The sequence below is a fragment of the Micromonospora sp. URMC 107 genome (assembly GCF_051386315.1).
In the GTDB taxonomy this organism is placed as follows: Bacteria; Actinomycetota; Actinomycetes; order Mycobacteriales; family Micromonosporaceae; genus Micromonospora.
The window spans coordinates 1-8,387 of sequence record NZ_JBPQTK010000187.1 but is presented as its reverse complement, the minus strand read 5'-3'; the positions used below and the strand labels follow the sequence as shown (position 1 = coordinate 8,387).

12 protein-coding genes are annotated in these 8,387 nt (G+C 72.0%); 7 read left to right on the top strand and 5 right to left on the bottom strand.

Annotation, left to right across the window (positions count from 1 at the left end):
• A partial coding sequence (locus tag ACSNN9_RS26670; RefSeq protein WP_436676000.1) for a hypothetical protein occupies positions 1 to 452 on the bottom strand: 452 nt, incomplete at its 3' end.
• Positions 453 to 514: 62 nt separating this feature from the next.
• Positions 515 to 1,030, bottom strand: a complete 516-nt coding sequence (locus tag ACSNN9_RS26665) for a MaoC family dehydratase (protein ID WP_436675998.1) — start codon at positions 1,028 to 1,030, stop codon at positions 515 to 517.
• A 549-nt stretch (positions 1,031 to 1,579) separates the two neighbouring features.
• Here ACSNN9_RS26665 and trxA point away from each other — a divergent pair.
• The 3 genes from trxA (at position 1,580) to ACSNN9_RS26650 (ending at position 3,372) form a co-directional block, all read left to right on the top strand.
• A complete protein-coding gene (gene trxA / locus ACSNN9_RS26660; protein ID WP_357875642.1) occupies positions 1,580 to 1,942 on the top strand; it encodes a thioredoxin in 363 nt (120 codons plus the stop codon).
• Between the two features lie 84 nt (positions 1,943 to 2,026).
• Positions 2,027 to 2,467 carry a hypothetical protein gene (locus ACSNN9_RS26655; protein ID WP_436675996.1) on the top strand — a complete coding sequence of 147 codons (441 nt, stop codon included), beginning with the start codon at positions 2,027 to 2,029 and terminating at the stop codon, positions 2,465 to 2,467.
• Positions 2,464 to 3,372 (top strand): HTTM domain-containing protein, encoded by a 909-nt coding sequence (locus ACSNN9_RS26650; RefSeq protein ID WP_436675995.1) that lies wholly within the window; start codon positions 2,464 to 2,466, stop codon positions 3,370 to 3,372. Before ACSNN9_RS26655 ends, ACSNN9_RS26650 begins: the two co-directional genes overlap by 4 nt.
• Here the strand turns inward: ACSNN9_RS26650 and ACSNN9_RS26645 are convergent.
• The gene (locus tag ACSNN9_RS26645) at positions 3,336 to 3,755 is read right to left on the bottom strand and encodes a thiol-disulfide oxidoreductase DCC family protein (protein WP_416607110.1); all 420 of its coding nucleotides are present in this window, start codon (positions 3,753 to 3,755) and stop codon (positions 3,336 to 3,338) included. The two genes, ACSNN9_RS26650 and ACSNN9_RS26645, sit on opposite strands and share 37 nt — an antisense overlap.
• Positions 3,756 to 3,856: 101 nt before the next feature.
• On the opposite strand from ACSNN9_RS26645, the gene ACSNN9_RS26640 reads away from it, so the two are divergent.
• The 3 genes from ACSNN9_RS26640 to ACSNN9_RS26630 all read left to right on the top strand — a co-directional run bounded on the left by ACSNN9_RS26640 (position 3,857) and on the right by ACSNN9_RS26630 (position 6,239).
• The gene (locus ACSNN9_RS26640; protein ID WP_436675994.1) at positions 3,857 to 4,906 is read left to right on the top strand and encodes an Rv2578c family radical SAM protein; all 1,050 of its coding nucleotides are present in this window, start codon (positions 3,857 to 3,859) and stop codon (positions 4,904 to 4,906) included.
• A 104-nt stretch (positions 4,907 to 5,010) separates the two neighbouring features.
• Positions 5,011 to 5,418, top strand: coding sequence for a CoA-binding protein (locus ACSNN9_RS26635; protein ID WP_436675992.1), 408 nt, complete (start codon positions 5,011 to 5,013; stop codon positions 5,416 to 5,418).
• Between the two features lie 77 nt (positions 5,419 to 5,495).
• On the top strand, positions 5,496 to 6,239 hold the full coding sequence (locus ACSNN9_RS26630) for a hypothetical protein (RefSeq protein WP_436675991.1): 744 nt from the start codon (positions 5,496 to 5,498) through the stop codon (positions 6,237 to 6,239).
• 49 nt (positions 6,240 to 6,288) lie between these two features.
• Here ACSNN9_RS26630 and ACSNN9_RS26625 read toward each other — a convergent pair whose 3' ends face one another.
• Positions 6,289 to 7,485: an acyl-CoA dehydrogenase family protein gene (locus tag ACSNN9_RS26625; RefSeq protein WP_436675989.1), complete on the bottom strand. Its 1,197-nt coding sequence runs from the start codon at positions 7,483 to 7,485 to the stop codon at positions 6,289 to 6,291.
• Between the two features lie 344 nt (positions 7,486 to 7,829).
• Between ACSNN9_RS26625 and ACSNN9_RS26620 the strand changes: the two genes are divergently transcribed.
• Positions 7,830 to 8,108, top strand: coding sequence for a DUF4190 domain-containing protein (locus ACSNN9_RS26620; RefSeq protein ID WP_436675988.1), 279 nt, complete (start codon positions 7,830 to 7,832; stop codon positions 8,106 to 8,108).
• A 9-nt stretch (positions 8,109 to 8,117) separates the two neighbouring features.
• Here ACSNN9_RS26620 and ACSNN9_RS26615 read toward each other — a convergent pair.
• On the bottom strand, positions 8,118 to 8,387 hold a 270-nt coding region (locus tag ACSNN9_RS26615; protein WP_436675987.1), incomplete at its 5' end, for an SDR family NAD(P)-dependent oxidoreductase.

The following is an 8,387-nucleotide window of genomic DNA, read 5'->3' as shown; positions in this document are numbered from 1 at the left end:
CCGGCCGTGGCGGCCCGGCACACCCGGGCCGCCACCGACTGCACCCACTGCCGGTACGCGGCCGAGTCGGCGGGATCGGCGCGCCGCCGCAGCACCCGGGTCGCGGCCCGGCAGGCGGCGAGCAGGTCCACCACGTCGGCGAGGCGGTCGACGGGATCGGTCGCCCCGTCGTGCCGGGCGTAGATGGTGGCGACCACCGCGCGTACGAGATCGCTGTCGAAGGCCCGGCCGGCCGCGACCGCGTCCAGGCCGGCGAGCCCGGCGGCGACTCCGGGGCGGGGCCGTCCGGGGCCGGGCGCGGCGGCGGCCACGATCACGCGGCCGGGCAGGCTGGTCAGCAGATCCCACTCGGCGGCGGAGTAGACGGCGGTGGTCAGCGGTGCGGCGCGGCGGCCGGCAGAGGACGGCTCTCCGGCGACGGAGTGGCTCATGGGGACCTCCGGCGCCAGCATATGCCCCGGATGGGAAAAAGGGCCCCTACCACCCGGAACCCGGATGAGAAGGGGCCCGTCGGTCAGCGCGGCTCGGGGAAGCTCGGCCGTTCCGGGTCGACGCCCTCGGGCACCGTCGTCGCCGCGTACTCCTTCTTCGGGACCATCACCTTGCGGCGGAAGACGCACACCATGGTGCCGTCCTGGTTGTAGCCCCGGGTCTCCACGGAGACCACGCCCCGGTCAGGCTTGGAGGACGACTCGCGCTTGTCCAGGACCGTGGTCTCGCCGTAGATCGTGTCGCCGTGGAAGGTGGGCGCCACGTGCCGCAGGGACTCGACCTCGAGGTTCGCGATGGCCTTGCCGCTGACGTCGGGCACCGACATGCCCAGCAGCAGGGAGTAGATGTAGTTGCCGACCACCACGTTGCGCTTGAACTGGCTCGCCGTCTGAGCGTAGTGCGCGTCCATGTGCAGCGGGTGGTGGTTCATGGTGAGCAGGCAGAAGAGGTGGTCGTCGTACTCGGTCACCGTCTTGCCGGGCCAGTGCCGGTAGACCGCGCCGACCTCGAACTCCTCGTAGTAGCGGCCGAACTGCATCCTTGTCCCCTTCGACGGGCGGCGATGGAGTTCGGCACAGCATGCCTTATGCAGTGTTAAGGCGAGGCGCGGGGCGCGTGGCGTGCGGGAATGTCACACCCGCCACGACCGGGGGGAGACGCAATGAGCGGCGGGGCCCTCCCCGGCACCCGCCGCCCACGCTCTGATGCGGACGATTCTGCCGCACGAGAAGGCGGATCGAACAGAGACGGAGGTCACATTTACCTTTTCGTAACACTACTCTCCGTGTTCAATTACCCAGGCCTCGGCGATCTCCGCACGCCGGATAGCGGCTTGTCAACCGCCTGATTGCTCATTCCTGCCGGTCAATCGTGTCGATCTCTCTGGAAACGCTCCCATCACTTCCGGTCACGCAAATGCGTCATGCACTTGCGTACCGCAACGCCAACTGGGAACAATCTCCATCGATGGAAGCGCGGCCAGCTCGACGCCGTGACGAGCACGTTTCGGCGGGGGCGGGTCGGGAATTCCACGCGGTACGCCCTGGTTCCACCAGACGTAGCTATTCCGCGCCGATCGGAGAATTTCATGGCAACCGTAGAGCTGACCACGGCAAACTTCGACGAGGTGACCGGCAGCGACGGCATCGTGCTGGTCGACTTCTGGGCCGACTGGTGCGGCCCGTGCAAGCGGTTCGCCCCGGTCTACGAGCGCTCCTCCGACAAGCACTCCGAGATCGTGTTCGGCAAGGTCGACACCGAGGCGCAGCAGGAGCTGGCCGCCAAGTTCGACATCCGCTCGATCCCGACGATCATGGCGATCCGCGACGGCGTCATCGTCTTCGCCCAGCCCGGCGCCCTCCCCGAGTCCGCCCTGGAGAACCTGATCGAGCAGGTGCAGGCGCTCGACATGGACGACGTCCGCAAGAAGCTGGCCGGCCACAGCCACTGAGCCGGAGCGCTCCACGACGGCCAGCGGGAAGTGACCGTCGGAGGGACCCGGGCCGGGCGGTACATCCCGTATCGTCACGACCCGATGGAAACCTTGACCACCCGCGGTCGCGCCGCCCGACTCGCCGCCACCGCCCTCGGTCTGGCCGTCCTGCTGGTCGGTACCGCCTGGGGCACCGACGACCACTTCCCGTTCGGCCCGTTTCGGATGTACTCCACGTCCAACCCGCCGAACTCCCCCGCCCCGGACACCCGCGTCGAGGGCGTCGACAGCAGCGGAGCGGTCGTCGACCTGGGCGAGAGCGCCACGGGCATCCGCCGGGCCGAGATCGAGGGCCAGCAGGACCGCTACGCCGCCGACCCCGCGCTGCTCGCCGAGGTCGCAGACGCGTACGCCGAGCGGCACCCGGGCGCGGCGGAGCTGGTCGAGGTCCGCATCGTCGTCCGCTGGCACGGCATCCGCGACGGCCGGCCCACCGGCCGCTGGACCGACGAGACCGTGGTGGCCTGGCGGGCGGACCGATGAGCCGCTGGTTGACCGAGGCGGTGCCCCGGGGCCGGGTGGCCGCCTTCCGCACGCTGATCTACCTCTTCGTCGCCGCCGACCTGGTCGTCTTCACCCCCTGGGTGCGCACCCGGGTGGCGGTGCCCGGCGAGCTCTACCAGCCGTTGCTGGTCGGTCGGCTGCTGCCGCTGCCCACGCCGACCCCGACGCTGGTCGCCGTGCTCTTCTGGGCCCTGCTGCTGCTCGCCCTGCTAGCCGCCACCGGCCGGGCGCCCCGACTGCTCGGCTGGACGGTCTTCGCGCTCTACTTCGAGTGGATGGTCGTCGCGATGAGCTACGGCAAGGTCGACCACGACCGGTTCGGCCTGCTCGTCGCGCTGGCCGTCCTGCCCACCGCCGGGCGGGCCCGGCACGGCGACGCCACCCGCACCGAGGCGGGCGGCTGGGCCCTGCGGGTCACCCAGATCGCCGTCATCTGCACGTACTTCCTGGCCGCCTGGGCCAAGCTGCGCTTCGGCGGGTTGGACTGGCTCACCGGCTCGGTGCTGGCCAGGGCCATCATCCGGCGCGGCACCGAGCTGGCCGACCTGATCGCCTCGGTGCCGTACCTGCTGATCGTCGCCCAGTTCGGCATCGTCGCCTTCGAGCTGCTCAGCCCGGTGGTCTTCCTGCTCAGGGAGCGCTGGCGACTGGCCACGGTGGGCTTTTTCTACTCGTTCCACCTGGTCACCATCGCGACCATCACGATCTCGTTCGCCCCGCACCTCGCCGCGATGACCAGCTTCCTGCCGCTGGAGCGGGTCCGGCCGGTGGTCTGGGCCCGCCGGCTGCTCGCCCGCCGGGGGCGGGACACCGGGCCACCCGCCGGCGCCGCGCCGGCACTCGCGGGTCAGGCGTCCGCGGCCGGGCGACCGGACGGTCCGTAGAGGCGCTCCCGCGCCTCCTGGGGCAGCGCGCAGGCGGCCGTGCCGCCGGGCAGCCGGTGCCGGTTGCGGGCCACCCAGCGGTACGCGGGCCACGCGGCGGCACGCACCGGGGGGAACCGGAGGCCGGCACCCGCGACCCGCCAGAACGGACCGCTGTCGCCGAGCAGCCGCGCGATGGCGTCCGGGCCGGCCGCGCGGGAGCCGTCGGCGCCCACCCACTGCACCGCCTCCTCGCACTCGGCCTCGCTCAGGCCCAGCGCGTCGAGGTCGGCGAACTGCCACGGCACCACGCGGACCCCGGTCGGGATGCGCCGGTCGATGAACTCGGCGCACCGGGTGCAGAACGCGCAGTCCCCGTCGTAGACGAACGTCGACCTCTCCATTCCCCCATCCTCCACCCGCCGACGGTGGGCGGGGCGGCCAGGTGGGCGGGAACACGCCGGGTCGCTTGCGCTCCGCTCGTACGCGTGTTCGAATGATGGCCATGCGCTGGGACAACCTCGCCGCTCCCCCGGACGAGGGGGTCCCGGACCGGGCAGCGCCAGCGACACCACCCCTGCCGCTGGCGCTGCCTGGCGCGGTCGCCCGCACCTTCGACACGCCGGGCTTCGCCGGCATGACGTTCTACGAGGTGCAGGCCAAGTCGATCATCAACAAGGTGCCCGGCGCCTCCCGCGTCCCGTTCGAGTGGACGATCAACCCCTACCGCGGATGCAGTCATGCATGTAAATACTGCTTCGCGCGGAACACGCACACCTATCTCGACCTCGACACGGGCGCGGACTTCGACCGGAAGATCATCGTCAAGGTCAACGCCGGTGAGCTGGTCCGGCGGGAGCTGGCCGCGCCACGCTGGCGGGGCGCGCCCGTCGCGATGGGCACCAACGTCGACTGCTACCAGCGGGCCGAGGGGCGCTACCAGCTCATGCCGCAGATCATCGCGGCGCTACGCGACTTCGCCAATCCGTTCTCGATCCTCACCAAGGGCACGCTGATCCTGCGGGACCTGCCGCTGCTTCGCCAGGCCGCCGAGGTCACCCGGGTCGGCGTGTCGTACTCGGTGGGCTTCGTCGACGAGCGGCTCTGGCGCGCCGTCGAGCCCGGGACCCCCAGCCCGAGGCGCCGGCTGGACGCCGTACGGGCGCTGGCCGACGCCGGCTTCGATGTGGGCGTGCTGATGGCGCCGATCCTGCCCGGGCTCAGCGACGACGACGCCTCGATCGACGCGACCGTGGCGGCGATCGCCGCCGCCGGGGCGGCCAGCGTGACGCCGCTGGCGCTGCACCTGCGGCCAGGGGCCCGGGAGTGGTACGCGCGCTGGCTCGGCCGCGAGTTCCCGCACCTGGTCCCCCGCTACCGCGAGCTCTACCGCTCCGGTGCGTACGCCCCGCAGTCCTACCAGCGGGAGCTGACCGCGCGGGTGCGGATCGCGGCCCGCCGACACGGGCTGCACCGGGGCGAGCGCGGCGACGACCGCCGCCCGCCCGACCCGACGCCCGCGCCGCCGGCCGCCGAGCAGCTCACCCTCCTGTAGGCCGTCGCCGATACCCTGCGCCGTGCGGGAGACGCCGCAGGAGCGCGCCCGGCTGCGCCGCGCGCTCGCGGGCGAGGGCTGAGCGGCGGGGTTAGAGTCGGCGGGTGCGCTCCGCTCAGCAGATCCTCGCCGACTCCGCCGTGATCGCCGTCGTGGGCGCGTCCCGCGACCCACGCAAGGCCGCACACAGCGTGCCGTTGCAGATGCAGCGGTACGGCTGGCGGATCATCCCGGTCAATCCCACGGCCGACGAACTCTTCGGCGAGCGGGTCTACCGGTCCCTGGCCGACATCCCGCACCCGGTGGACCTGGTCGACGTCTTCCGGCCGGCCCAGGACGCGGTCGAGGTGGTGCGCGAGGCGGTGGCGATCGGCGCGCCAGCGGTCTGGTTGCAGCTCGGCATCGTCTCGGCCGAGGCGCGGCGGATCGCCACGGAGGCGGGCGTCGACTACGTCGAGGACCGCTGCCTGATCGTCGAGCGCGCCGCCGCCGGCCTGACCCGACTGGGCTGATCAAGCTCGCGAAGGTCACGCAGCGACGGTGCGGGCCGCCCACCGCGACGGTTGTCGGCGCTCCGTACCCTGCGGCCATGTCTCCCCGACCGGCCGGCTGGCTGCCGAAGCGCGACGACGGGCTCTGGTCCCGCCGGCTGCTGTCCGCGACGGTGGCCGCGGCGGTGGCGGCGCTGGTGGCCGCCGCGCTGTCCCGGGTTCCCCGGTTCGAGCCCGACGTCTGTGTCTTCTGGCTGTTCGTCGGCCTGACCGCGCTGCTGCGGCGGTGGCGGCCACGGCGGGACGCCCGGCTGGTCTGGCGGGAACGGGTGGCCGGTCTGGACGGAACGGAGCCGGGTCTGGTCGCTCGGCGGTCCCTGGCCGGCTGGGTCGACCTCGTCACCGCCCTGGCCTGGGCGACGGCGGTGATGCTGGTGGTGGCGATGGCGCTGCCCGCCGACCCGCAGTGGGCCCGGGTCGCACGGCTGGCGCTCCTGGCCGGGTTGGCGGCGGTGACCGGCGTCGTCGTCTATCTCGACGCGCGGTTCACTGGCCGGTTGGCGCTGACCGCGAGCGGGATCCGGCACGGCCGCCGGCGGTACGACTGGTCCAACATCGACCGGGTGAGCCTGCACCGGGAGGACGGCCGGATCGCCGGGGTGCGGCTGCGGCCGAGGGTGTGGCCGTCGCTGGAGCCTGCGCCGGTCGTCGGCCGGGACGTGGCCGTGCCGGAGCAGCGCCTGTCCGCCGCGATCGAGGCCTACCGGGAACGACCGCAGGTGCTCGCGGCGGGGCCGGTCACCGCACCGGAACCCGCCGCCGATGCCGACCCGACGTGTTAGGAAGGGCCCCTCCTGTACCTGAGGCGTCAGGAAGATGCCCTTCCTTACGTCAGAGCTTGTACTCCTTGAGCAGCCCCCGGGAGATGATGGTCTTCTGGATCTCCGAGGTGCCCTCGCCGATGAGCAGGAACGGGGCCTCACGCATCAGCCGCTCGATCTCGTACTCCTTGGAGTAGCCGTAGCCGCCGTGGATGCGGAACGCCTCCTGGACGACCTCGGCGCAGTACTCCGAGGCGAGCAGCTTGGCCATGCCGGCCTCGACGTCGTTGCGCTGGCCGGCGTCCTTGAGCCGGGCGGCGTTGACCATGAGGGCGTGGGCGGCCTCGATCTTGGTGCCCATCTCGGCGAGCTTGAAGGCGATGGCCTGGTGCTTCGCGAGCGGCTGGCCGAAGGTGCGGCGCTGCTGGGCGTACGCGACGGCGAGCTCGAAGGCGCGGATCGAGATGCCGCAGGCGCGGGCGGCCACGTTGACGCGGCCGACCTCGATGCCGTCCATCATCTGGTAGAAGCCGCGGCCGACCTTCTCCGCGCCGCCGAGGACGGCGGACTCTCCGACGGTCACCCCGTCGAGCACCATCTCGGTGGTCTCGACGCCCTTGTAGCCCATCTTGTCGATCTTGCCGGGGATGGTCAGGCCGGGGGCGGTCTCGCCGAAGCCGGGCTCCTTCTCCAGCAGGAAGGTGCTCATGTTGCCGTAGACGGAGTCGGCGCCGGTGTCGGTCTTGACCAGGGTCGCCACCACGGAGGAATACGCCCCGTTGGTCAGCCACATCTTCTGGCCGTCGATGACGAAGCGGTCGCCGTCGCGGACGGCCCTGGACTTGATCGCGGAGACTTCGGAGCCGCACTCCGGCTCGGACATCGAGAAGGCGCCGCGCACCTCGCCGGTCGCCATCCTCGGCAGCAGCCGGGCCTTCTGCTCGGCGGAGCCGTGCTGGGAGATCAGGTACGCCACGATGAAGTGGGTGTTGACGATGCCGGAGATCGACATCCAGCCCCGCGACAGCTCCTCGACCACCAGCGCGTAGGTCAGCAGGGACTCGCCGAGCCCGCCGTACTCCTCGTCGATGGTGAGGCCGAAGAGGCCCATCTCGCGCATCCCGTCGAGGATGTCGCTCGGGTACTCGTCGGCGTGCTCCAGCCGCTGCGCGTGCGGGATGATCTCCTTGTCGGCGAACTCCCGGACGGTTTCCAGGATCGACCGCTGCACATCGGTCAGGCCGGGCGTCTGGGCGAGTCGGGCCATCTCAGCCTCCGGTTGGTCGCGCCTTACTCATGGGTAACTGAACGCTTGGTCAGTATGGGCCGCCCGGCGGTCGAGGCCAAGGTGACCAGTCCACACAACCGCTGTGAAAAGGTTCACCGCTGCGGGTAGCGTCCGGCAAGAGGACGCGATCCGCCACCGGCAGGAGAAGACCGTGAGCCAGCCACCGTCGTCGGGGCCGCCCGATCCGGACCGGCCGCCGTCGCCCTGGGAGCCGCCGGCGGGGCACGACCCGTCGCGGTACGAGCCGCCCCTCGGAGCCGCCCGCCCCCGAACCGCCGTCGTACGGCCAGCAGTGGGCGCACCAGCCCCCGTACACCCCGCAGGTGCCCTACGGGCAGTACGGCCCGCCGTCCGGTCCCCGGCCCGGCGGGACGAACGTGCTGGCCGTCCTCTCGCTGGTCTTCGCGTTCGTCTTCTCCCCGGCCGGCATCGTGCTCGGGCACCTGGCGAAGCGGCAGATCCGCAGGACGGGCGAGGAGGGCGACCAGCTCGCCACGTGGGGCCTCATCCTCAGCTACGTCGTCACCGGGCTCGGCCTGCTGGCCTGCTGCGGTTGGATCGCCCTGGTCGTCGTCGCCGGCAACAGCGACCCCACCTACTGAGCCCGGGGATCAGCGGAACTCGGCCTCCCGGACGCTGTTGCCGCCGTCCACCACCAGCATCTGCCCGGTGATGTACGAGGCGGCCGGCGAGCAGAGGAAGGTGATCGCCGCGGCCACCTCGTCCGGGGTGCCGGGGCGCCCGACCGGGGTGCCGAGGCCCTGCCTGATCTCCGCCACGGTGGAGGCCGCGGTGTGGATGGTGCCCGGAGCGACCGCGTTGACGGTCACCCCGTCGGCGATCATCTCCATCGCCAGCGCCCGGGTCAGCCCGACCACGCC